At 71.6% G+C, this 22524-nt stretch carries 17 protein-coding genes; 10 read left to right on the plus strand and 7 right to left on the minus strand.

Annotated elements, in window-relative coordinates:
* Nucleotides 1-186: 186 nt before the first annotated feature.
* Both tuf and BMY40_RS17375 read left to right on the plus strand, forming a co-directional pair.
* Nucleotides 187-1380 carry an elongation factor Tu gene (tuf, locus tag BMY40_RS17370; RefSeq protein ID WP_093660568.1) on the plus strand — a complete coding sequence of 398 codons (1194 nt, stop codon included), beginning with the start codon at nt 187-189 and terminating at the stop codon, nt 1378-1380.
* Nucleotides 1381-1640: 260 nt separating this feature from the next.
* Nucleotides 1641-2102, plus strand: coding sequence for a hypothetical protein (locus BMY40_RS17375; protein WP_093660570.1), 462 nt, complete (start codon nt 1641-1643; stop codon nt 2100-2102).
* Nucleotides 2103-2167: 65 nt separating this feature from the next.
* Here the strand turns inward: BMY40_RS17375 and BMY40_RS29230 are convergent, their stop codons facing one another.
* Complete coding sequence (locus BMY40_RS29230; protein WP_483883293.1) at nt 2168-2293, minus strand: VapC50 family PIN domain-containing toxin; 126 nt, start codon at nt 2291-2293, stop codon at nt 2168-2170.
* Between BMY40_RS29230 and BMY40_RS28680 the strand changes: the two genes are divergently transcribed.
* The gene (locus BMY40_RS28680) at nt 2292-2483 is read left to right on the plus strand and encodes a hypothetical protein (RefSeq protein WP_342745079.1); all 192 of its coding nucleotides are present in this window, start codon (nt 2292-2294) and stop codon (nt 2481-2483) included. The two genes, BMY40_RS29230 and BMY40_RS28680, sit on opposite strands and share 2 nt — an antisense overlap.
* Nucleotides 2484-2518: 35 nt before the next feature.
* Here the strand turns inward: BMY40_RS28680 and BMY40_RS17385 are convergent, their stop codons facing one another.
* The 3 genes from BMY40_RS17385 to BMY40_RS17395 form a co-directional block, all read right to left on the minus strand.
* Nucleotides 2519-2785, minus strand: coding sequence for a type II toxin-antitoxin system RelE family toxin (locus BMY40_RS17385; RefSeq protein ID WP_177214046.1), 267 nt, complete (start codon nt 2783-2785; stop codon nt 2519-2521).
* Complete coding sequence (locus BMY40_RS17390; protein WP_093660574.1) at nt 2782-3030, minus strand: type II toxin-antitoxin system Phd/YefM family antitoxin; 249 nt, start codon at nt 3028-3030, stop codon at nt 2782-2784. Before BMY40_RS17390 ends, BMY40_RS17385 begins: the two co-directional genes overlap by 4 nt.
* 69 nt (nt 3031-3099) lie before the next feature.
* A complete protein-coding gene (locus BMY40_RS17395) occupies nt 3100-3555 on the minus strand; it encodes an ATP-binding protein (RefSeq protein WP_093660731.1) in 456 nt (151 codons plus the stop codon).
* A gap of 389 nt (nt 3556-3944) precedes the next feature.
* Between BMY40_RS17395 and BMY40_RS17400 the strand changes: the two genes are divergently transcribed.
* The 3 genes from BMY40_RS17400 (at nt 3945) to BMY40_RS17410 (ending at nt 6250) form a co-directional block, all read left to right on the plus strand.
* A complete protein-coding gene (locus tag BMY40_RS17400; protein ID WP_107436776.1) occupies nt 3945-4802 on the plus strand; it encodes a PASTA domain-containing protein in 858 nt (285 codons plus the stop codon).
* A 357-nt stretch (nt 4803-5159) separates the two neighbouring features.
* Nucleotides 5160-6047, plus strand: a complete 888-nt coding sequence (locus BMY40_RS17405) for a helix-turn-helix domain-containing protein (RefSeq protein WP_093660733.1) — start codon at nt 5160-5162, stop codon at nt 6045-6047.
* Nucleotides 6044-6250 (plus strand): DUF397 domain-containing protein, encoded by a 207-nt coding sequence (locus BMY40_RS17410; protein ID WP_093660578.1) that lies wholly within the window; start codon nt 6044-6046, stop codon nt 6248-6250. Before BMY40_RS17405 ends, BMY40_RS17410 begins: the two co-directional genes overlap by 4 nt.
* Nucleotides 6251-6355: 105 nt before the next feature.
* On the opposite strand, the gene BMY40_RS17415 is transcribed toward BMY40_RS17410, so the two are convergent.
* Entirely contained in the window at nt 6356-9562 is a 3207-nt protein-coding gene (locus tag BMY40_RS17415) for a DNRLRE domain-containing protein (RefSeq protein WP_093660580.1), read from the minus strand.
* Nucleotides 9563-10034: 472 nt separating this feature from the next.
* On the opposite strand from BMY40_RS17415, the gene BMY40_RS17420 reads away from it, so the two are divergent.
* A complete protein-coding gene (locus BMY40_RS17420) occupies nt 10035-17879 on the plus strand; it encodes a ricin-type beta-trefoil lectin domain protein (RefSeq protein WP_093660582.1) in 7845 nt (2614 codons plus the stop codon).
* Nucleotides 17876-18181: a hypothetical protein gene (locus tag BMY40_RS17425; protein ID WP_218158307.1), complete on the plus strand. Its 306-nt coding sequence runs from the start codon at nt 17876-17878 to the stop codon at nt 18179-18181. The genes BMY40_RS17420 and BMY40_RS17425 overlap by 4 nt, the downstream gene beginning before the upstream one ends.
* Nucleotides 18182-18410: 229 nt before the next feature.
* Here the strand turns inward: BMY40_RS17425 and BMY40_RS17430 are convergent, their stop codons facing one another.
* Nucleotides 18411-18686, minus strand: coding sequence for a PIN domain-containing protein (locus BMY40_RS17430; protein ID WP_093660586.1), 276 nt, complete (start codon nt 18684-18686; stop codon nt 18411-18413).
* A 55-nt stretch (nt 18687-18741) separates the two neighbouring features.
* Nucleotides 18742-19020 (minus strand): type II toxin-antitoxin system VapB family antitoxin, encoded by a 279-nt coding sequence (locus tag BMY40_RS17435; RefSeq protein WP_177214047.1) that lies wholly within the window; start codon nt 19018-19020, stop codon nt 18742-18744.
* 225 nt (nt 19021-19245) lie between these two features.
* Here BMY40_RS17435 and BMY40_RS17440 point away from each other — a divergent pair, with 225 nt between their 5' ends.
* On the plus strand, nt 19246-21612 hold the full coding sequence (locus tag BMY40_RS17440) for a DUF3592 domain-containing protein (RefSeq protein WP_143071787.1): 2367 nt from the start codon (nt 19246-19248) through the stop codon (nt 21610-21612).
* Complete coding sequence (locus tag BMY40_RS17445) at nt 21609-22244, plus strand: PH domain-containing protein (RefSeq protein ID WP_143071788.1); 636 nt, start codon at nt 21609-21611, stop codon at nt 22242-22244. The genes BMY40_RS17440 and BMY40_RS17445 overlap by 4 nt, the downstream gene beginning before the upstream one ends.
* Nucleotides 22245-22524: the final 280 nt, after the last annotated feature.

Raw genomic sequence — 22524 nt, forward strand, 5'->3', positions numbered from 1 at the left:
CAACAAGGCCTTCGGGGTCTCCCGTCACCGGGCGCGCGCCGCGCGGTGACGGGCCCCGGCAGCCCGCCCACCCAGATACGAAGCGGTCAAGGGCGTCCCCTCGGGGTCCTGACCGGTTCGGCACGACCACCTGAACCCCTCCGCGGAGCGCGGGGGAGTACAGCACCAGTCCACAGGAGGACCCCAGTGGCGAAGGCGAAGTTCGAGCGGACTAAGCCGCACGTCAACATCGGCACCATCGGTCACATCGACCACGGTAAGACCACCCTTACCGCGGCGATCACCAAGGTGCTGCACGACGCCTACCCCGACCTGAACGAGGTCTCGGCGTTCGAGAACATCGACAAGGCTCCTGAGGAGCGTCAGCGCGGTATCACCATCTCCATCGCGCACGTCGAGTACCAGACGGAGTCCCGTCACTACGCCCACGTCGACTGCCCGGGTCACGCGGACTACATCAAGAACATGATCACCGGTGCTGCCCAGATGGACGGCGCCATCCTCGTGGTCGCCGCCACCGACGGCCCGATGCCGCAGACCAAGGAGCACGTGCTCCTGGCCCGCCAGGTCGGCGTTCCGTACATCGTCGTCGCCCTGAACAAGGCCGACATGGTGGACGACGAGGAGATCATGGAGCTCGTCGAGCTCGAGGTCCGTGAGCTGCTCTCCGAGTACGAGTTCCCGGGTGACGAGGTTCCGGTCGTCCGCGTCTCGGCGCTGAAGGCGCTCGAGGGCGACGAGCAGTGGGCCCAGTCCGTCCTCGACCTGATGAAGGCCGTGGACGAGTCCATCCCGGAGCCCGAGCGTGACGTCGAGAAGCCGTTCCTGATGCCGATCGAGGACGTCTTCACGATCACCGGTCGCGGTACGGTCGTCACCGGCCGTATCGAGCGCGGTGTCCTGAAGGTCAACGAGAACGTCGACATCATCGGCATCAAGCCGGAGAAGACCTCCACCACGGTCACCGGCATCGAGATGTTCCGCAAGCTGCTCGACGAGGGCCAGGCCGGTGAGAACGTCGGTCTGCTGCTCCGCGGCATCAAGCGCGAGGACGTCGAGCGCGGCCAGGTCATCATCAAGCCGGGTTCGGTCACCCCGCACACCGAGTTCGAGGCCCAGGCCTACATCCTGTCGAAGGACGAGGGTGGCCGCCACACCCCGTTCTTCAACAACTACCGCCCGCAGTTCTACTTCCGTACCACGGACGTGACCGGCGTGGTGACCCTCCCCGAGGGCACCGAGATGGTCATGCCGGGCGACAACACCGAGATGAAGGTCGAGCTCATCCAGCCGGTCGCCATGGAGGAGGGCCTGAAGTTCGCCATCCGCGAGGGTGGCCGGACCGTGGGCGCCGGCCAGGTCACCAAGATCGTCAAGTGACCCGGTCCGCCTCTTGAGGCACCGCTGACCTCTCGGTCGGCGAAAGGGCCCGTACGACGTGAGTCGTACGGGCCCTTTCCGTTGCCCGCCGGCCCCTTCCGGCGCGAGCCGGTTCCCACGGCCGCCCCGGGCGGCTCCGGCCTTCTCCGGCGGGCGAACAGGCCCGTCTCCCAGGGCCGTTCGGCCGGTCCCGGCTGACTAGGATCGCCGGTGCGGTCCGGGGACACCCCGGGCGGTTCCGATTCGTGAGGGGAGCGGGGATGCGCAGGACGACCGCCGGACTGGCCCTGATCGTGTCCGGTGTGCTGCTGACGGGATGCGGCGGCGGGGACGACGGGGGAGCCGAGGGGAAGTCCGCCCCGTCGGCCTCCGGGAGCGAGGAGCCGGGCGGTGGTGCGGGCGGCGGAGGCGCGGGCGAGGGCGGCGAGGTGGTGCGCGAGGTGACCCTAGAGGTCCAAGGCACCGGGAAGACGCAGATCGCCTATGCCGCCGATGGGAACAGGACCGAGCAGGTCACGCTCCCGTGGAAGAAGACGGTCGAACTCTCCCTGACGAAGGCCGAGCAGGAGGTGGGCGTACTGGTGTCGGTCGTACCCGGCTCGGTCCCGGGCGACGACGGCATGCTCAGGCCCGCGCCCTGCACCATCACCGTCGACGGCGAGAAGGTCGACGACAACCAGGACGGCAAGGACGTCCTGGGCTGCAAGCACAAGGTGAAGTGAGGGCCCTGCCGCGCCTTCCGTGACCCGCCCCCGGCCGGGCTGAGGCCGATACGGCCGTTGTCCGTTCAGAGAGCTCGAAGGGCCGCGGCTGCGGCGACCATGCCGTCTCGCTCCGGCGATCCGAGCACGTCCTCCACGGTTCCCGGCGGGTTCTTCCACCTGTCCGCGATCCGGCGTACCGCCGCGTACATGGCGGCAGGGTCCAGGTCGATCTGGTCCTCGCCGACCCTGCCTCTGCCGACCCGCCTGGCCAAGGCACTGGACGCCTCGCTGACCGTCGAGTTGGACGGTGACGGGTCGGCGTTCGTCTTCGCCCCGCGCCGCGACGGCGACGGCCCGTCCGGCGGGAACGCCCCGCCCGGCCGCTCCTCCGCCGCCTGAGCGGAGCCCCGCGGGCGCCGCACGGGCCGCCGGGGTCAGGAGGGCCGGTGGACCTCGTCGCGGTGGGCGATGCGGACGACGTGCACCTGCTGCCGGCGGTCGTGGACGGCGTAGACCACGCGGTGGTCGCCCGCGCACAGCCGCCGTTCGCTCTCGTACGAGCCGGGCAGGGCGGTGGTGTCCGGCGCGTACGGGTCGGCGAGCAGATCGGTGAGCCTGCCCAGGATGCGCAGGGCCCGTTCCCGGTCGAGTGCGCGGAGGTGTTCGCGGGCGGTGGCGGCGAGGCGGACGTCGTACGTCACCGGCAGCGCTCCAGCGTCTCGCGCAGCACCTCGTCCAGGGCGTAGACGGGCTCGTGGAGGGCGTCCAGGACGGCACGGCGGTCGGCGGCGTCCTCCAGCAGGCGCAGCCTGCGCAGGAGGGAGACGGGGACGACGGCCGCGGCCTCCTTGCCGTTGCGGGTGATCACGGTGTGCTCGCCGCGCAGCGCGCGGTCGATGAGGTCGCCGAGGCGGTTGCGTGCGGCGCGGGCGGTCTCACTGGTCATCGGGTGCGTGTCCATGGCGGTGCGTGGGCGGTACGTGTGGATGGCGCGGGTGCGGTACGTGCGACAGGGTCAGGGGCGGAGGTCGAGTTCGGCCCAGACCGTCTTGCGCGGCGGCGGCCAGGTCTCCACGCCCCAGCGGTCGGCCAGCGCCTCGACGAGCAGCAGCCCGCGCCCGCCCTCCGCGTCCTCGGGCGCCGGCGGGCCGGGCACGGCCGGGAGGCGGTCGCCGCGTGCGTCGGAGACCTCGATGCGCAGCGTGACGCCGTCACCGTCACCGCCGTTCCCGGTGACGCGCAGGCCCAGCCGGAAGTCCCGGCCGGGCACGCGTCCGTGCAGGACGGCGTTGCCCGCCAGCTCGGCGGTGATCTGCGCGGCCGCCTCGGTGGGCAGCCCCTGGTCGGCCAGGTGCGCGACGGTCAGGAGCCGGGCCAGCCGGGCTCCCCGGCGGGTGGGGGAGAGGAGTACGGAGAGGCCCTGGGCGGGGGCCGGGGCGGGGCTCTCGGTTCGGGTGGTCTCTGGAGTCACGTCACCCAGCGTGTCCACTCGTGTCCGCCCCGGCCAGACCTGACACATGCTCAGGAGGTTCCTGTCCGGCTCGTGTGCCGGCCTGTGCGGCCGGTCCGTGAGCACCGACCCGTCCCGCCCCGCTGCGCGCGGCATTCGACCCTCGGCGCTCGAAACGGGTGAGAACCGGTTTTGCGTATCGCCTGCCCCGGACGGCTCCGCCCGGCTAGCGTTCGCCGCACGAACGGCACTGCCAGGGGGGCGGGATGGCGTTGTTTCACGCTGCGCGGAACATATCGCGCGAACGGCAAGCACATGATCGGAAGACGACCCGGAATCTTCCGGGACGAGGAAAGCGGACGGGGGGTCGCACCGCGATCCGCGGGAGGTTCATCGCCTTCGGCGCGTTCGTGCTCGGGGCCTGCTCGGACGGCGGCGCCGGGGCGGAGCCGAAGGAGACCGCCACCGTCACGGCGACCGCGACCGCCACCGTGACGGCGGAGCCGGAGCGAATCTCCTCCCAGAAGGGCGAGGCCCTCGAAGCAGCCAGGGAAGCCGCCGAGGACGCCGGTTACGAGGTCTCCGCCCACAACGCCAACAAGGGCGACGCCGAGCCTTCCGGGAAATGGAAGGTGTGTTTCGAGGAGATCGGCTACGGCACCGTCGACTACGGAGCCGTCCGGGAGGGCGCTCTCTGCCCGAAGAAGGACGGCGGCTCGCTCACCTGGCCCCGGATTCCCGACGTCACCGGAGAGGTTTACGCCAAGGCCGTCAAGGCGCTGGCCAAGGTGGGCCTGGATGAGGACGACATCGACGTCGAGTCGGCGTACAAGGACGTGTCCGTCTCCTCCGCCGACGTGGAGGGCGACGCGGACGGCTACAAGGTCTGCTTCCAGTCGCCCTCGGCGGGCAAGGACGCCAAGCCGGACACCGAGGCGAAGCTGACCCTGGTCGAGGGCGGCTCCTGCCCGTCGGGCAAGGGCACCTACAAGGACCGGAAGAACGACCCCGACTACACCCCGGCGCCTCCGGCCAACAGCGGTTCCGGCGGCGGTTCCGGTTCCATCGGCGGCTCGGGCTCCTCGGGCGGCTCCGGCGGTGCCGCCCAGTGGAACGGCCAGTGCGAACTGACCTCCCCGGCGGGCAACTGCTACCAGGCCGGCCAGTTCTGCGCCAACAAGCACCTCGGTATGCAGACGCACAACTCCGCCGGCCGGATCATCTACTGCAAGCAGCGCGCCGACGGGCAGCGCTGGAACTACTCATAGAGGTGTTGACCCGGTAGGGGACGCCGACCACTGAGGCCCCTGCCCGAAGCGCTGGTGGAAGCGACCACCGGCGCGACGGGCAGGGGCCTCGTCGTCGTCCTGCCACGCCCGAGTCCGCCGGCCTGCCCACGGCTCCGGTGAAACCACCGTCTGAAGTGGAATTTCCTGTTCGAGGGATTTTCCGCCGAATGAGTGCGTTAACGGACCCCCTGTGCCTAATGTGACTCTTGGTGACGGCGTTCGGACGGGGAGTGGCTGTGCGAGTGCGGGACGGGACTGTGCGGCTTGTACGGCGTGACGGCTCCGGTTCGGGCGCTGTTGGACACGGGCACGGCGAACACGGAGGGGCTGGTGCACATGGCTGTGGACAACGAGGGCGCGGCACGAGGGAGCCACACGACGGGCGGCGCGGACGGCACGCCCTGGGAACCGGACTGGGACGACGAGTACGCGCCGGTGGTGAAGGCCGCCGGCCGCCAGATCAAGCTGTGGCGGGAGTCGGCCGGGCTGACGCAGCAGGAGCTGGGCGACGCCATCGGCTACAGCCTGGGCATGGTCTCGGCGGTCGAGCGCGCCAGGCGCCTGCCGCACCCGGAGTTCCTGGGCAAGGCGGACGAGGTCGTGGGCGCGGGTGGCAAGCTCGCCGCGATGAAGAAGGACGTGGAGGAGGCCCGCTACCCCAAGAAGGTGCGGGATCTGGCCAGGCTGGAGGCCGAAGTCGTTGAGATGGGTGGTTACAACAACCACAACATCCACGGCCTGTTGCAGACGGAGGAGTACGCACGAGCCCTGTTCAACATGAGGCGCCCAGCTCACTCCGAAGACGACCTCGAACGGTACGTGGCTGCTCGCATGGCCCGACAGGAGATCTTCAAGCGGAGGCCGACCCCGACACTGACCTTTGTCCAGGAAGAGGCGACGCTCCGACGCCCGCTCGGGGGCAGAATGGTGCTGCGCCAACAGCTCGAACACCTGCTGGAGATCGGCCGGTTGAGGCATGTCGAGATCCAGGTGATGCCACTGGATCGTGAGGAGCATGCGGGGATGGGAGGTCAGCTCCAGGTGCTGAAGCTCAGGGACGGCACGGCGGTGGGCTACTGCGAGTCCCAGCTCAACACCCGCGTGGTCTCCGACCCCAAGGAAGTCCAGGTGCTTGAGCTGCGGTATGGCATCATCCGCGCCCAGGCTCTCAGCCCACGGGAGTCGCTGGCCTTCATCGAGAAACTGCTGGGAGAGATCACATGACGCTCAAGCCCTCCGCCGGAGACGGTTCCGCGCTGAACTGGGTCAAGAGCAGCTACAGCGGCAGCAACGACAACGACTGCGTCGAGGTCGCGGCTACCCCTGGCACCGTCCACGTCCGCGACTCCAAGGACATACGGGGCCCGCGGCTCGCCTTCGCGCCGGACGCGTGGGCCGACTTCCTGTCGCGCACGGCAGGTCGCTGACACCAGCATACCGCCGTACCGTACGCCGACAGGCGGTTCCGCACGGCGGCGGGCCCGGGCAGTGGTCTGCCCGGGTCCGCCGCCGGTACGGAGAGGCGAAGAGGCTCAGCCGAAGGACTTGATGTCCCTCCAGTCCACCGAGAGGACCATCTTCACCGCATCGTTGGTGTTGGTCTTGGACGGGTAGTAGATCCGCGTCTTGCCGTCCGAGCCGTAGACGGCCCACATGTCGGGGATGCGGTCCCCGCTCACGTCCGGGATGCCGATGACCACCGGGATGTTGGTTTCGGCCCAGCCCGTTCCGTAGTTGACGTCCCCGTCGCGGGAGTTGGCGGCCAGCTTCAGCGAGTGCAGGTCCACGCCGCCCGTGCCCGTTCCCGGCTTGCCGTGGCGGATGTACATGTTGCCGTTGTCCAGGTTGCGCCACAGCAGGTCGGGTGTGCCGTCCAGGTCCACGTCCGCCACGTTGACCACGTCCCGGCGGGCCCAGGCACTGCCGTTCATCAGCGTCGCCTCCTGGAAGCTCGCCCCGGTGTAGCCGGTCAGCGCCCAGAAGGCGGTGCCGGCCCGCAGGAACAGGTCGGGCAGCTTGTCGCCGGTGACGTCGCCGACCGCCTTGATCTGCGTCCAGGTCGCCGGGTCGGGCGCGTTGGACGGCAGCAGGATCCGCATCCGCTTGTCCACGTTGAAGCTGCCGTATCCGTCGCCGGGGTAGAGCCAGAAGCCGCCGTCGGGGGTGCGGGCGAACAGGTCGGTGGTGCCGTCGCCAGGGTAGGCGTCCGAGTGCTTGGTGATCAGGGCCGCTCTCCTCTCCTCCGGGGCGGCCGGGTCGTACCAGTGGCCCGGCGGGTTGAGCTTGCCGCCGGTGGTGTAGGAGGAGGCCAGGGAGCCGTACAGTTCGCCGCCCTCGTCGGAGGGCAGGGTCCGCAGGTTCCCGTTGGCGTCGATGATGAGCAGATCGGGCATTCCGTCGCCGCCCGTGTCACCGGGTCCGTCGGCGGCGTCCTTCGGCGGGACGTAGAAGGCGTAGTCGGTGCGTTCGCTGGGGTTGCCGTAGGCGTCGTAGGCGTACACGTGGAGGTAGGTGGGGCCGGCATGCCGCGGCCTCAGGTCGTTCACGGTGGCCGTTCCCGAGACGGCGTTCACGTACAGGGGCTGGAGGCCCTCGAAGGCGTACTTGAACTTGACCGTGTCGGGGGTGGAGGTGAAGGTGATGGAGCCGACCTGGCCGAACTTGACCTTCGCCCAGGTCGCGCCGTCGGGGGTCACCTCCGGGAAGTCGTCGCTGCTGACCTCCGGAGCCGGGGGCGCCGTGCCGTCGATGGTGACGCGGCAGGGTTCCGTGCCGGGCGGGAAGAAGGTGGACACGGCGCCGGCCGAGTCCTCGGCGCGGACGTCCCAGGAGTAGGTGGCCTTGTCCTCCAGGGAGGTGGAGGGGATCGTGACCGAACCCTTGCCGCTGCTCAGGCTGGTGACCAGGGTGCCGCTGGGAACGGTCCCGCCGGTCTTCCAGAAGCGGAAGCGCAGGCCCCTGAGGTTGCCGTCGGGGTCGGTGGCGGTCGCCGACAGGACGAGGTTGGTCTTGCCGACCTTGCGGCCGCCGCCGGGGCCGGGCACGCAGTCGCCGCCGGGTGAGGTCTTGCCGTACTTCGGCTCGGTGGGCTTGCGGTTGTAGTCGACCTCCAGCGTCGCGGAGGCGGCCCGGAACTTGCGCCAGGTCTGGGTGTCGGACTCGCTGGTGGCCCGCATGCCGAGGGTGATGCTCGACCAACCGCCGTCGGCGCCCCGCTGGGCGGCGTTCGTCACGTCGAACGACACGTACTCGTCGGCGCAGGAGCTGGACCAGCCGTGGGCGAAGCTCTTCTTGTCCTGGAGGGCGGTCCAGCTCGGCTGCTTGTTCCAGGTGGTGCCGGAGGAGATGGCGCCGGTCATCCACAGCTCGAACTGGCGGGCGGTGCAGGACCAGGAGTGGTTGTTTAGCACCTTGAAGTCCGCGTCGGTGATCTCCGCGCCCTTGAGGCTGCTGGAGTAGCCCATCCGCCAGAAGGAGCGGGCGGTGCCGTTCGTGTCGTCCTCGTGCCCGACGCGGGCGTCGGAGGTGCCGGAGCTGAAGTTCGTGCCGTTGTAGAAGCTGGTGTTGGGGTACGGCTTGTAGGCGGTCGTCCAGGCCGTCCGGCCGCTTTCGAGCGTCGGGTCCAGGAAGAGGGGGAAGCGGACGTCCTCGTCGGTGAGCAGCCCGGCGGCCGCGGCGTCCAGGTGCAGGCGGGCGCTGCCGGTGCCGTCGCCGTCGAGGCCGGTCGGCAGCGGGGCCTGGCGGGCGCCGGGCTCGACGCCGCTCAGGCCGGAGAGCCGCAGCACGTCGGCGGGGGTGGCCGTGGAGGTGTGGAGCGGCGCGTCGGGCGCCTCGGGGTCGCGGCCGGAGGAGTCCCAGGCGAAGGGGGTGGGGACGGAGCCGACCTCCTTCCCGTCCCGGTCGAGGACGCGCACCCCGCCGGTGGTCTCGTCGTGGCGGAAGACGGCCGTCTTCGAGCGCAGGCCGTAGGTCAGGGTCTCCAGGGCCTTCTGCCCGGCGGCCTTCCGGTCCTTGACGACCAGGAGCTGGCCGAAGCCGCCCTCCTCGCGGGCGACGAGGAGCAGGTCGACGCCGGGCAGGACCTCGGGGTAGAGGGCGCGGGGGCCGTCGAGCACCGGCTCCGGCAGCGGGCCGGGCCAGGTGTAGGCGATGGTGTGGCCGTCGATCTCGGTCTCGGCCAGGACGGTCTCCCCGGCGGGCGCGTCGGCGGGCGTGCCGTCGGCCCGCGCGGTGAGCGGGCTCCGGGCGTACGAGCGCTCGCCCCGGTCGCCGCCGCGCTCGCCTCCCGCGGTGCCGTTGGAGAACCGCACGGGGAAGGGGGCGTTGGCCGGGCTGATGCCGAGGGCTCCGGGGGCGTCGTCCGTCCGCTCCAGCCCGGTGTCGATGGCCGCCCAGCGGCCCTCCTCGTTCTTCGCCCGCTGCGGCAGGGCGTGGAACTGGCTGCGCAGTCCGCCCCCGGGCAGTGCCCAGGTGCGGGAGGTGGCGGTGGTGGCCGTGTCCACCAGCACCGGCTTGCGGCTGCGGCGGGCCTCGGCCGCGGCGGCCGCCTCGTCGCGGGGGCCGGTCGCCGCCGGTCTGGCGCCGGCGGCCCGGTCCCCCGGGGGCCGGTCACCGTCTCCGGGCGGCCACTGCCACCACGGCAGGAGGCTCGCGGTGAGTGCGGCCAGCAGGAGGCCGAGGGTGCAGGCCAGCCTGGTGCGCGTACGCACGAAGGGGCTGAGGAGGCGAGGCGCGGTCACGGCGGTCTACTCCCGTGGGGACCAGGCGGACGGGGGGACAACGCGGGCAGCCCCGTACGGCGAATCGCGGGGCACAGAGCGCGCACACGATCGCAGGCCCGGGGGGAGGCGTCCAGGCAAAAGATGTTTACGCACTCGTTACATATGTGCGGAAAGTGAGGAGGGCGACGTCGGGGATCTCCACTTTCCCGCCCCTTTGGGGAGACGGTGTGACGGGAATGCAGTGGATTTCCGTGCCTATCCGAATGGTCGTCAATGACGCGTATTGATCAAAACTGATCTGTGACGCGGGTCACCCAACTCGGCTTCCAATGACTCTCCGCAACGTTGTGTTACGGACGATCTTGGCGGAGAGTGCCGACGCACGCGTCGTGACCGACGTGTGCCCATCGGTGTCCACGCACCTCGTTCTGCCTCAGTTCCGTTTTTTATCCCGTTTCTCTTCCTTCATGCCTGGTGGGAGTCGACGCGTATGCGTGCTGCAGGTCCGCTGTCCTGGCGGGGGCACGGCAGGCCGGCCCTGACGGAGCCGAGCCGCCGCAGGCGGCGTCGTGCCCGCACGGCGATCGTGCTGCTGCTGTCCTCGACACTGGCCGTGACGAGCCTGTCCGCAGAGGCCTGGGCCGTCCCCGGCCCGGACATGAGCCGCGAGCAGACGCAGCTCGACCTCCCGGACATACCGGAGAGCGAGCCGATCGGCCAGGACGAGGAGGCCGAGAAGGGCCTGACCACCGCCGACGAGGTCGCGGTGACCCCCTACGCGCCGGTGGCCGTCACCCCCTGGCAGGAGGACACCGGCACCGCCGACCTCACCGGCGTCAAGGCCGGCGAAACCGTCCCCGTCTCCGACCTGCCGGTCGCGCTCGGCGTCCCCGAGGGCGGCGACCCGGCCACACTCGCAGGCGAGTGGACCGTGGACCTCGCCGCACCCGAGACCTCCCAGACCGCGGGCGTCTCCGGCCTGATCATGCAGCTCACGCCGCCCGCGACCGCCGACCCGGCCGCCGAGGTCGCCCTCAGCGTCGACTACACCGCCTTCGCCGACCTCTACGGGCCGCAGGCCGCCGACCGCTTCGGCCTGATGCTGCTGCCCGACTGCGTCTACCACTCGCCCGACACCGGCGACTGCGCCACCGACGGCGGCGTGGAGACCATGTCCGGCGACACCGGCGCGGACTCCTTCGAGGCGCTGACCAGCGAGGTGGAGCTGCTGCCCGCCGACGAGGCGCCCACCCGCACCACCGCCGCCGAGGGCGAGAAGACCCGCCGCATCGTCTCCGGCACCGTGCCCGTCGGCTCGCTGTTCGACACCGGCTCGGCCCCCGCCGCCGGCGAGGCCGACGGGGCCTCCGTCCGCACCGCCGCGCTGCAGGCCGCCGACACGACCGGCTCCCGCGTCGTCGGCGCGCTCGACACCGGCGCCTCGGCGGCCGGCGACTACACCGCCGCCCCGCTGCTGTCCTCCGGCTCCTGGGCCGCGGGTTCCTCCTCCGGCGCGTTCACCTACTCCTACCAGGTGCAGGTGCCGGAGACCGGCGGCGGCCTCACGCCCAAGATCGCCCTCTCCTACTCCTCGCAGTCCGTCGACGGCCGCACCTCCGCCACCAACAACCAGGCCTCCTGGATCGGCGACGGCTGGGACTACAACGCGGGAGCGATCACCCGCACCTTCGCCAACTGCACCCAGGACTCCAAGAAGACGGGCGCGAACAACACCAAGCACCGCACCGGCGACCTGTGCTGGGGCTCGCAGAACGCCACCCTCTCCCTCGGCGGCATGACCACCGAACTGGTCTGGGACGCGACCAAGGAGGAGTGGTTCACCGCCAACGGCGACGGCTCCAAGGTCGAGCTGATCACGAACAAGGACGTGGACAACGGCGCCAGGGAGAACGCGTACTGGGTCGTCACCACCCGGGACGGCACCCGCTACCACTTCGGCCTCCACCGCCTGCCCGGCTGGTCCGACAACGGCACCGCCGCGGACGACCCCGTCACCAACTCCGTCCTCACCGTCCCCGTGTACGGCAACCACGAGGGCGAGGACTGCTACAAGGCGGGCGACTTCGCCGGCTCCTCCTGCACCCAGGCCTGGCGCTGGTCCCTCGACTACGTCGAGGACCTCCAGGGCAACGCCATGTCCCTGTGGTGGCAGCGCGAGACCAACCACTACGCCAAGAACTTCAACTTCAAGGCCCCGGTCCCCTACCACCGCGGCGGCTACCTCGACCGCATCGACTACGGGCAGCGCGCGAGCACCCTCTTCTCCGAGCCCGCCCCCGCCCGCGTCCGCTTCCTCACACAGGAGCGCTGCTTCGCCGAGGGCACCCTCGCCTGCACCGACGAGAACTTCGCCGCCAAGGACCCGGGCAAGTACCGCATCTGGTACGACACCCCGGCCGACCTGCGCTGCGCCTCGGGCAGCAAGTGCTGGAACGCCGCGCCCTCCTTCTTCACCCGCAAGCGCCTCGACCAGATCGTCACCTCGGCGCAGCGGCGCACGGACACCGCCGCCCGCCAGGTGGTCGACGAGTACCGGCTCAAGCAGTCCTTCCCGATTCTGCGCACCGGCCCCAACACCGCCCTGTGGCTGGAGTCGATCACCCGCACCGGCTACGCCCGCAAGGGCACGACCGACGACAAGGTCACCCTCCGCCCGGTGCGCTTCGAGTACAACCAGGAGGAGATGCCCAACCGCGTCATGCGGGGCCCCGAGGACCCGCGCCCCGGCTTCTCCCGGCTGCGCATCGCCCGCGTCATCAACGAGTACGGCGGCGAGACCTTCGTCACCTACAAGCAGCCCGAAGGCGACTGCGCCACGGGCACCGGCCTGCCCGCCAAGGACAACACGGCCGCGCTGAAGTCGAACACCCGCCTGTGCTACCCGGCGTTCTGGCACCCGGACCCGGCCAAGGAGGACATCGACTGGTTCCACAAGTACGTGGTGGCCGGCGTCGAGGAACTCCCCAACGTGGACGGCGCGTTCAGCACCGTCACCAACTACGCGTACAAGAACGCGGGCTGGAAGCTGGCCCAGCAGGAGTTCACCAAGAAGTCCACCCGCACCTACTCCCAGTTCGCGGGCTTCGAGCAGGTCGCCACCATCACCGGCGCCGACGACCCCGCCATCGGCAGCAAGCGCACCAAGTCCGCCGTCCGCTACTTCCGCGGCATGGGCGCGGACGTGTCCGTCAAGGACATCGGCGGCACCGTCGAGATCGGCAAGGACGAGGAGCCGTTCGCCGGCCGTATCGCCGAGGAGCTCACCTACTCCGAGGCCGGCGACGCCGACACCGACTGGCTCACCCGCAGCATCACCTACCCCGAGGCCACCGAACTCGCCAAGCGGGAACGCGGCGACGGCCTCACCGCCCTGCGCGCCTGGCGCGTCACCGAGCCCCGCCAGGTCTCGCACACCAGGTCCTCCGGCACCGGCGACGACAAGCGCACCCTGCGCACCGTCGACACCAGGACCACCTACGATCCGGTCCACGGCCTGCCCACCCGCATCGAGTCCCTCGGCGACACCGGCAGGACCGGCGACGAGTCGTGCACCCTGCTGGAGTACCTCCACCAGACCGACAAGAACCTCATCGGCCTGACCAAGCAGACCCGCACCAGCCCCACCACCTGCGCGGGCGCGGACTTCGACGACCTGACCACGCTCAGCTCCGCCGGCCGCACCGCCTACGACGGGGCGGCGTACGGCGCCGCGCTCGCCGCGTCGCCGCGCGGCCTGCCCACCCAGACCTGGTCGCTGAAGGCCGACGGCTCCGGCTTCCAGTCCGAGGGCACCACCGGCTTCGACGCCGTCGGCCGCGTCGTCAGGAGCACCGACCCCGACTCCAAGACCTCCACGATCACCTACGACCCGCCCACCGGGCAGGCGTTCAAGGTCACCGAGAGGAACTCGCTCGGCCACGAGCAGGTCCAGGAACTGGAGCCGGGCCGCGCCGTCGCCGTCCGGACCACCGACGCCAACGGCCACGTCAGCCACGCCGAGTTCGACCCGCTGGGCCGCCTCGTCAGGGCCTGGAAGCCCGGCCGCACCCCCTCGGCCACCGCCGTCCCCGACTTCGAGGCCGTCTACACCACCCCGGACAACAAACCGCCGTACATCACCACCCGCGCGCGCGGCCACGAGAACCGCATCGAGACCTCCGTCACCGTCTACGACGGAATGGGCCGCGAGCGGCAGGTCCAGGAGGAGGCCACCGGCGGCGGCCGCCTGATCACGGACACGCTGTACAACACCTCCGGCGAGGTCTGGCAGACCAACAACGCCTACTTCGCCGAGGGCGCGCCCGAGGGCGAGCTGTTCACCCCGCTCGCCGACACGGCCGTGCCCAACGCCACCCGCTACACCTACGACGGCCTCGGCCGCGTGGTCCAGGAGATGCCCGTCCTGCGGGGCGAGGACGCGCCCGCCCGCGCGACCCGCTACACCTACGCCGAGGACCACTCCACGGTGATCAACCCCTCGGGCGCCGCCTCCTACCGGCTGTACACCGACGCCCTGGGCCGCACCACCCGCGTGGACACCTTCACCGACACCGACCGCACCACCGCCGGCGCGCTCACCATGCGGTACGAGTACGACGAGCGCGGCCTCCTGGAGAAAGCCGTCCACTCCGCCGACCCGACCCGCCCCTGGAGCTGGGACTACGACCGGCGCGGCCGCATGACCGCCGCCACCGACCCGGACACCGGCACCACCCGCACCACCTACGACCACCGCGACCGGCCGCTGACCACCACCAACGCCCGCGGCGTCACCGTCTGGAACGGCTACGACGAACTGTCCCGGCCCACCCAGCAGCGGCTCGGCAGCGCCACCGGCACCCTCCTGAGCCAGTACACGTACGACACGGCCACCGGCGGCAAGGGCCTGCCCGCGTCCGCCACCCGCTACACCGACGGCCTGCCGTACCGCATGGAGGTCGCCGGCTACACCGACGACTACCAGCCCACCTCCTCCACCCTGACTCTGCCGCAGACCGTGGCGGACACCTGGGGACTGGAGACCTCCTACACCTACAACTTCAGCTACACCGAGACCGGCCTGCCGCAGTCGACCACCCTGCCCGCCGCCGGCCACTTCCCCGCCGAGAAGATCCTGGCCCGCTACAACAACGAGGGCCTGCCGCAGTCCGTCTCCGGCAAGGACTGGTACGGCGCCGAGGTCGTCTACTCCCCCTACGGCCAGGTGCTGCGCTCCACCCTCGGCGCCCAGCCCAACCGGGTGTGGACCATGGCCTCCTACGACGAGTCCAGCGGCGCGCTCACCGACCAGCAGGTCTACCGCGAGAAGGCCGGCGACAAGACCCTCGTCGGCGGCAACCTCGTCTCGCACCGCTCCTACTGGTACGACAACGCGGGCAACGTCACCGCGATCCGCGAGCGCTCGCTCGGGATCGAGGAGCGGCAGTGCTTCCGCTACGACCCGATGGGCCAGCTGAGGAGCGCCTGGACCTCGGCCGACCAGGCGTCCTGCGCCGTCGGCCCGATCAAGGCGGACGGCAGCGTCAACGCCACCGCCGGCCCCGACAAGGCGGGCTACTGGCAGGAGTACGAGTACGACCTGCTCGGCAACCGCACCAAGCTGACCGAGAAGGCCGTCCCCGGCGGCACCGCCAAGGACTCCACCACCACCTACGGCTACGGCCGGGCCGACGGCAGCCAGCCGCGCACCCTCACCAAGGTGACCCGCAAGTACACCACCCCGGCCGGCGCCGACGTCACCGCCGAGGCCGAGCGGCTGCACGAGCTGACCGGCGAGACCAAGTCCGTCACCTCGCTGGACAACGGTGACAAGCAGGAGATCGACTGGACCCACGACGGCCAGGTCGAGCGGATCACCGGCCAGGGCAGCAACGGCAGGACCCCCTACGTCGGGCTCGGGGCCAAGTGCCTCGACCTGAAGTCCGCCGTCCCGGCGGCCGGGCAGCCGGTCCAGCTCTACGACTGCAACTCCACGGTCGCCCAGAACTGGGCCTTCACCCCCACCCCCGGACAGGCCGACGCCGACCTGGGCGCCCTGACCGTCTACGACGACTGGTGCGTCCAGCCCGCCGCCAACACGGCCGGCTCGGCGGTCCAGCTCCAGAAGTGCGACGGCTCCGCGGCACAGGAACTGAAGCGCTCCTCCACCGGGCAGCTCGCCCATCCGGCCTCCGGGCTGTGCGTGGCCGTCAAGGACGCGGCCACCGCCAACGCCACCCCGACCGTGCTGGCGGCCTGCGACAGCACCTCCGCCGCCCAGCAGTGGGAGGCGCAGAACCAGACCCGCTACATCTACGGGCCCGACGGCACCCGCCTGCTGAGCGTCAAGGGGCGGCAGGCCACCCTGCACCTGGGCGAGGCCGAGGTCACCGTCCACAAGGGCGGCGCCCTGGTCAACACCCAGCGCTCCTACGCCGCCCCCGGCGGCACGGTCATGCGCTACGCGGCCGCCAACAGCAACCCGCAACTGGTCGCCCTCGCGGGCGACCACCAGGGCAGCCCGTACGCGGAGGTCGCGCTCAACGGCACGATGCAGGTCCGCATCCGCAAGCAGGACCCGTTCGGCAACCAGCGCGGCGCCGGAACCGCCGGCGTCGACATGCAGACCCACAAGGGGTTCCTCGGCGCGACCCGCGACGACTCCTCCGGCTACACCCAGCTCGGGGCCCGCATGTACGACCCGGCCGTCGGACGCTTCCTGTCCGCCGACCCGGTCCTCGACCTGGCCGACCCGGTGCAGTCCAACGGCTACGCCTACGCGCACAACAACCCGGTCACCCTGTCCGACCCGACCGGCCTGTCCGTGTCGCTGACCGCCTCCGAGCGGGCCGCGGCCCTGGCCGGCGCCGGACTCAGCCCCGCCCAGGTCGCCCAGGCCCAGGCCACCATGGGCCGCTCGCTCACCTCGGTGATCCTCTCCGCGGCCTGGGGAGCGCTGAAGGACTTCATCGGCATCAACGACGCCATGGCCTGCTTCGGCGGCGACATGTGGTCCTGCGGCAGCCTCATCATCGGGGCGATCCCCTGGACCAAGCTCGGCAAGATCCCGTCGGTGCTGAAGGCCGTCGACCGCACCATCTCCGCCATCCAGGCGTGGCGCACCGCGAAGAAGGCGGCCCAGGCCGTCCTCGCCGCCGCCCGCGCGGCCGAGAAGGCGGCGCTCAACGCCAAGAAGGCGGCGATCGAGAAGGCCAAGAAGGCGGCCCAGGCGGCCAAGAAGAAGGCCGCCGCCAAGGTGAACACCACCAGCAACAACGCGGTCAACACCACCAAGAAGACCGGCAACCCGGTCCAGAAGCAGGCCCAGGCCAGATCCAACCCCAAGGGCTCGTCCGTCTCCAGGACCAGCGGAGGCAAGAGCTCGGCCGGCGGCGGCAAGAGCGTCTCCAAGCCCGGCGGCTCCTCGGGCGGCTCCTCCCGCGGCAAGGGCGGCTCCAGCGGGAGCGGCGGCTCGGGCAAGGCCGACGAGGGCGACTCCTGCAAGACCAACAGCTTCACGCCCGGCACCCGCGTGCTCATGGCCGACGGCTCCACCAAGCCGATCGAGGACGTCAAGGTCGGCGACAAGGTCCTGGCCACCGACCCGGAGACGGGCCGGACCCGGGTGGAGACGGTCACCGCCGAGATCAGGGGCGAGGGCGTCAAGCACCTGGTGAAGGTCACAGTCGACACCGACGGTGAACGCGGCTCCAAGACGGCCGAGGTCACCGCGACCGACGGCCACCCCTTCTGGGTCCCCGAGCTGGGCGAGTGGATCGACGCCACCGACCTGCGGTCCGGCCAGTGGCTGCGCACCAGCGCCGGCACCCATGTCCAGATCACCGCGGTCGAGCGCTGGACCAGCCCCGGCGCCACGGTCCACAACCTCACCGTCACCGACGCCCACACCTACTACGTCCTGGTGGGCACCGCGCCGGTCCTGGTCCACAACTGCGGCGATAGGCCTGATGGGCCGGACCCCGACGGGAATATCGTTTACCGTGCATTGGCCGAAGGGGAGGATCCTGCGATGGGACTGACCGCAAGGGACCCCAGCAATGTCGGTGTCAGGCCCTTGTCGCATGTAGCTGGAAAGAAGAAGACGCCATGGATATCCACAAGCAAGGACCCCAGTATCGCCTTTGATAAGTACAACCGGGGGCATGGGGTAGTTGCGATCGACCTGCGGCTTATTCCATACAGCTATGTGGATATTTCTTCGGGCCCTTTCCCGTCGAGCAGGAGGCATAGCGCTTACGCTCGTAAGGATTCTGAAGTCTTGGTCTGGCAGAATGTCCCGGCGGAAGCGATCGTCGGACACTGGCCTGGAGGATGACCATGGAAGACCTGCTAGAGCTTCTGGACGAAGCGTGGGATGACGAGTCCGGCTTCCTCGGAAAGCTCCGATCTGGAGAGTTTGATCCAGATGCCGGGGAAGCGTATGTAGCCCTGCTCTCTCGAATCCCTCCGGTCGGGGAGACAGTGAGTTCGGACCTTGTGCGACTCATCTGGTTCGCGCCCATGTTCATCGAGTGGCAGGTGGAGAGGGCCGCCAGGAACGAGGAGGAGGCCAGGCAGTTGAATCGAATTGCAACTCAGGTGCACGAAGCTGTGTCCGAAATTCTTGGGATTCCGTAACCTCGCTCACTTTTTTCGGTCCGCAAGTAGCTAGTGGATAAAGGCCGGGCATTGCGGGAACCGCATCCGGAGAGCCCCGCGGGGGCAGCCCGGCGGGGCTCTCCGGGAAAGGTGGCGGCGACGGCAGCATCGGTGAACGATGGATGCGGCAGAGTCGGAGCCAGGCTGGAGCCGTACGGGGGCTTCGGGAGGCGTGGGTGAGGTGACGGCCGGTCTGACCGAGGTCAGTTCACCGAGCCGGCTCGGCCACCCGGCGGGCCCACCGGCCGGTGATCTCGGCGGTCGTGTAGGAGTCGCCGTCGCAGTGGGGGACCGTCAGCCCGTTCTGTTCGGCAGTCGCGGCCATCAGCAGGTCGGACAGGAGCGAGGTGTGGTGGCAGCCGCGTGGCGGCTCCTCGTGCTGGACCTTCAGGGCGCGCTCGAACGGCTCGGCGTTGCGGCGGACGCAGCCGAGGCCGGTGCGCAGGTGGGCGGTCTCCCGCTCGGTGCGGGCGCTGTGGGCCATCTCGCACTTGGTCGGTGCGCAGGCGGCGAGCAGGCCGCGCGGTCGTCGAGGCCGTTCAGGACCTCGACGACCGCGGGCGCCAAGTACCGGTAGAGCGCGCACTTGCCGGCCGGGAAGGGGGGTGGTGCTTTCTGAGGCTGCCGTCGCGGTTCCTCGGGCCGGTGGACTCGACGATCCCGGCGTTGCGGATGGCGTCACGGAACTCACAGCGCAGGCGCCGCTTGACGGCGTCCTCCATGGCGGCACGGACGGCGGCGGCCTTGGTGGTGATGCCGTACAGGCGGATGGCTTCTGCGACGGTCCCGTCGTCCAGGTCGATCACGGTACGGGACATGTTTTCCTCTCTTCCGTCACTCGATGTCGGCGGTTGCCACGACGGCGGCATCGGAAGGTCACGGATCCGAGGTGACGGCTCGGCGAACGCCGGGGCGGGGCGGGCCGTCGCGGGGGCCGCGGGGGAAGATTGCCCGGTCGTACGCCCTGCTGGGAGTCTTCCTCCCGGTGCGTGCGGCGGGCGGCAGGGGCCGCTGCCGTCGGAGTCGGTTGCCGGGGTGGGTGGATGTCCGGGGTGGGGTTCCTCGTCTTCTTGGGGTGCGCGGTGCTGTCCGGGCTGGCGTCCGCCGCCTGGGCCGACCGCCGCGACGGTCCGCCGCGCCGCGCGCCGGGCGGCGCGGAGGCGGTGCGGACACGGGCCCGGTTCGGCGGGGACGGCCTGTCGTACCCGGCCCGCCCGGTCAGGGGCGACCTGTGGTTTCCCGCCGGAGGGGACGGCGGTCCGCCGTACTTCGTCGGCGGCGCGCGGCCTCCCGTGGCGTTGGCGCGCGGCGGACGGGTGCTGGACGCGGCCCCCTCCGGAGGGGCCGGTGGCGGCCTGCTCCGTACCGACTGGACCACGGTCGTCCACGAGGTGCCGGACGGCTCCGGGACCGTGCGGATCGACGTCCCGGACGGCTGGGCGCGCATCCTGGTGGCCGAGCTGACCGCCGCGCCGGGCGCGGGGCAGGTGGGGCCGGAGGCATTCCGTGTCCCGTGGCGGCGGCTGCTCCGGCTGCCGGGGGCCGCCGCGGTGGCGCTGGGGCTGGCGGTCGTGCTCGGAGTCCTCGGCCTCCACACCTTCGTCCTGGGCGAGGAGGTGACCGCGGAGGTCACCGGCAGACGCGACGGCGTCTGCTCGGTCCGCTGGGAGGACCCCTGGACGGGCGGTACGCGGACCGCCGGTGTCGACTGCTACGGCGGCGAGCGGGCCGGCGACCCCCTGCGGATCGCCGCCCGGCCGTGGCCGCTGCGCGGCGAGGCGGCCGACATGGAGAACTCGCCGTTCATGCTGACGCTCGGGCTCACCGTCACCGGCGCGGTGGGGCTGGCGGGCACCGCCTCCGCGTCCCTGGGCGGAGCCGCACGGCTGCACAGGCTCCGCCGCCATCTGCGCGACGGCGGGAGCCCCGAGCCGTCCGCCCTGCGGCGGGCGGCGGCCGTGGTGCCGTGGTGGAGCGCGGCGGCCGGAGCGCTGGGCCTGGCCGGCGCCGGCCTGCTGGTCTGCGCGTACGGGGCGGGGGCGACGGTGCGTGCGACGGTCACCGACACCGAGGAGTTCGTCTGCCATGTCGCCTGGACCGACCCCTGGGACGGCACCCGGCGCACCGCCGGGGTGGACTGCGACGACGAGGCGGTGGAGAAGGGGCAGTCCCTGGAGGTCAGCGCGGCGGCCTGGCCGCTGCGCGGCGCGGCGTTCGACCGGGAGGCGACCCCCTGGCTGCTCGGCGGCGCCACCGCCGTCTGCCTGGGGCTCGCGGCGGCGGGCGTCGCGGGCCGCGCGCTGTCCGGCCGGGGCCTGACGACGCGCGTCCGCACACGTCGCCGGCCCGCCCCGGCCTCTCCCGGATCCGTGGCCCCTCCCGGGGCTCCGGTGTCCTCCGCTGCCCCGGTGTCCCCGGAGAGGGACCCGGAGGCGGCCGCGTCCCGGCCGGGCGAGGTACCGGACCCACTGGACCGGGAGCACCTCACGGCCCTGGCCCGGCTGCTGCGCTCCCGCCTGGACACCCCCGCCCGGACCCCGCCGCGCGAACCCGACGTCCGCGCCGTCGCCTGGTGGCGCTCGCCCCGGCTGCGGGGCATGGTGCTGACGACCGGGGTGCCCTGGTTCGGGCTGCTCGTCCTGGTGGCCACCGCAGCGCTCTCGGGCTGGTGGTGGATCTCGGCGGTGAGGCTGTGGGGCGCGGAGACGGCGACCGCACGGGCCACCGTCGAGCACCGCCACGAGGACGCCCCGCTCGGGCCCTGGCTGGTACCGGGCGACGCCGAGGTCGCCTTCCGCACGGCGGACGGCCGCACGGTCACCACGGACGTCGCGCACGAGGATCCGGGCCCGCGCGAGGGCGACGAGGTCACCGTGGAGTACGCCGTGGACTCCCCGTCGGCGGCCCGCATCGCCGGTGACGAGGGGCTCGGGCAGGGCCTGGTGGTCAGCGGCACGGTCGCGGCGCTCGTGCTGACACGCGGCGCGTGGTGCGCGGCGCGCGCCGCGCGAAACCTGCGCCGGCTGGTGCGGGCGGCCCGCGGGAGCGGCGCCCGGTCCGCCGACTACCTGCTGCTGCCCGACGCCGGGGACCCGCGCACCGCGCCGCAACTGGTGTTCTTCGAACCGGGCGGTGGCAGGCGGCCGTTCGCCCTGCTGGAGGCGGACCGCGGCCCGCGCCGCGCGCCGACGGCGGCCCGGCTCCCACTGGAGGGGGCGGCTGAGCTGCGCTGGGCGTCCGACGAACCCGACACCGTCGTGCCCTGGATCGGCGGGCGGCCGCTGTGGCCGGACAGTCCGCTGTTCGACCTCTCGGACCCGGACGAGGAGAGGGACTTCCGGGAGTACGTGGAGGAGGAGCTGACGCCGCCGGGGGTCGAGCTGCCGCAAGGGAAGGAGACCGTCCGGTGAGGGGAGTGCGACAGGAGTCCCGGGAGGCCCGGCGGACCCGGCGGCTGGGGAGGGAGCGCCGGCTGGCCGAGCTGCTGCCGCACATGCCGCCCGCGGACGGACCGGTGGTCCTGCGGGCCGGGTGGGGCGGCCGTGCCGCGGGAGCCGCGTTCGCGGCGGGCATGCTGTTGCGGGGTGCGGAGCCGGGCTCCGGGGAGTCGCCGGGGGACTGGATCGTCCTGGTGTGGGCCGCGCTGGTATGGGCGTGGCTGTGCTGCCGGATGGCGCTGTGGCGGATCGTCGCGGACGCGGACGGGGTGCTGGTGCGCCGCTGGCTCCGGCCGCGCCGGCTGCCCTGGGACCGGATACGCACGGTGGAGCACCGCCGCGACGGCGCGCTGGAGTTCGGAACGGCGGACGGTGAGAGGGTGATCGCCGGGGCGTTCGCACCGCCGGCGCTCCGGCTGCTGCTGCGGTCACTGCGGCTGCCCGCCACCGGGCGGCGGGCGGCCGACCGTCTCGCGCTGATGGTCCGGCAACCGGCGCTGCGCCCGCCGCGCGCGGCCACGGGCCGGGAGGCCGGACTGCCGCTGCTGGTGTGGAGTGCCGTGCCGCTGGGGCTGCTGGTGGCGGACTGGTTCCTGGTGGGCTGAGGAAAGCCCCGGCTGGTGCGGCCGGGGCGGAGAGGCGGAGCGGCCGGAATCGGATCCGGCACACCGTGTGGTGTCGTCGTGTCCGCGTCCACCGCCGGCGGCCCCCGGGCCGGGGCGCGTGCGGGCGGGGCCCACCGCCCGTTCCCACGGACAACCGGGCATAGGCGGTCATACGGCTCACACGGCCGCGGATTCCGCGCAGGAGGCCGGGGCGCCGCGTATCCGGCATGGTTCGGCGGTGCCCCGGCGGGGTACCGTCATGGGTCCGATTGGCATCGGT

The sequence above is a fragment of the Streptomyces radiopugnans genome, from assembly GCF_900110735.1.
GTDB lineage: Bacteria > Actinomycetota > Actinomycetes > Streptomycetales > Streptomycetaceae > Streptomyces > Streptomyces radiopugnans.

Excerpts from the sequence above, each read along its gene's own strand:
- BMY40_RS17375 (WP_093660570.1), top strand. The coding sequence starts at position 1,641 with ATGCGCAGGACGACCGCCGGACTGGCCCTGATCGTGTCCGGTGTGCTG.
- BMY40_RS28680 (WP_342745079.1), top strand. The coding sequence starts at position 2,292 with ATGGCGGCAGGGTCCAGGTCGATCTGGTCCTCGCCGACCCTGCCTCTG.
- BMY40_RS29230 (WP_483883293.1), bottom strand. The coding sequence starts at position 2,293 with ATGTACGCGGCGGTACGCCGGATCGCGGACAGGTGGAAGAACCCGCCG.
- BMY40_RS17390 (WP_093660574.1), bottom strand. The coding sequence starts at position 3,030 with ATGACCAGTGAGACCGCCCGCGCCGCACGCAACCGCCTCGGCGACCTC.
- BMY40_RS17405 (WP_093660733.1), top strand. The coding sequence starts at position 5,160 with ATGGCTGTGGACAACGAGGGCGCGGCACGAGGGAGCCACACGACGGGC.
- BMY40_RS17410 (WP_093660578.1), top strand. The coding sequence starts at position 6,044 with ATGACGCTCAAGCCCTCCGCCGGAGACGGTTCCGCGCTGAACTGGGTC.
- BMY40_RS17420 (WP_093660582.1), top strand. The coding sequence starts at position 10,035 with ATGCGTGCTGCAGGTCCGCTGTCCTGGCGGGGGCACGGCAGGCCGGCC.
- BMY40_RS17425 (WP_218158307.1), top strand. The coding sequence starts at position 17,876 with ATGACCATGGAAGACCTGCTAGAGCTTCTGGACGAAGCGTGGGATGAC.
- BMY40_RS17430 (WP_093660586.1), bottom strand. The coding sequence starts at position 18,686 with ATGGCCCACAGCGCCCGCACCGAGCGGGAGACCGCCCACCTGCGCACC.
- BMY40_RS17435 (WP_177214047.1), bottom strand. The coding sequence starts at position 19,020 with ATGTCCCGTACCGTGATCGACCTGGACGACGGGACCGTCGCAGAAGCC.
- BMY40_RS17440 (WP_143071787.1), top strand. The coding sequence starts at position 19,246 with ATGTCCGGGGTGGGGTTCCTCGTCTTCTTGGGGTGCGCGGTGCTGTCC.